The following is a 723-nucleotide window of genomic DNA, read 5'->3' on the forward strand; positions in this document are numbered from 1 at the left end:
TGGGCTCTGTTGCAAAAATCGTGAAGCTTGAGCATGCTTGGCGGAGATTGGACGGACGGAACGATGACGGATTTCAAGTGGCGCCATTTCCAGGGTGATGTGATCCTGTGGGCGGTGCGCTGGTATTGTCGCTATCCGATCAGCTATCGCGACCTTGAGGAAATGCTGGCGGAACGCGGCATTTCGGTCGACCATACGACGATCTATCGCTGGGTCCAGTGCTACGCCCCGGAGATGGAGAAGCGGCTGCGCTGGTTCTGGCGGCGTGGCTTTGATCCGAGCTGGCGCCTGGATGAAACCTACGTCAAGGTGCGGGGCAAGTGGACCTACCTGTACCGGGCAGTCGACAAGCGGGGCGACACGATCGATTTCTACCTGTCGCCGACCCGCAGCGCCAAGGCAGCGAAGCGGTTCCTGGGCAAGGCCCTGCGAGGCCTGAAGCACTGGGAAAAGCCTGCCACGCTCAATACCGACAAAGCGCCGAGCTATGGTGCAGCGATCACCGAATTGAAGCGCGAAGGAAAGCTGGACCGGGAGACGGCCCACCGGCAGGTGAAGTATCTCAATAACGTGATCGAGGCCGATCACGGAAAGCTCAAGATACTGATCAAGCCGGTGCGCGGTTTCAAATCGATCCCCACGGCCTATGCCACGATCAAGGGATTCGAAGTCATGCGAGCCCTGCGCAAAGGACAGGCTCGCCCCTGGTGCCTGCAGCCCGGC

The 723-nt window shown here is 60.0% G+C and carries 1 protein-coding gene; it reads left to right on the forward strand.

Annotated elements, in window-relative coordinates; all coding sequences use genetic code 11:
• Positions 1–63: 63 nt before the first annotated feature.
• Positions 64–723: IS6-like element IS6100 family transposase (locus EGJ86_RS24915; RefSeq protein WP_032297670.1), on the forward strand; the 660-nt coding region annotated here is incomplete at its 3' end.

This window comes from Pseudomonas sp. o96-267, from assembly GCF_003935465.1.
Classification (GTDB): domain Bacteria; phylum Pseudomonadota; class Gammaproteobacteria; order Pseudomonadales; family Pseudomonadaceae; genus Aquipseudomonas; species Aquipseudomonas sediminis.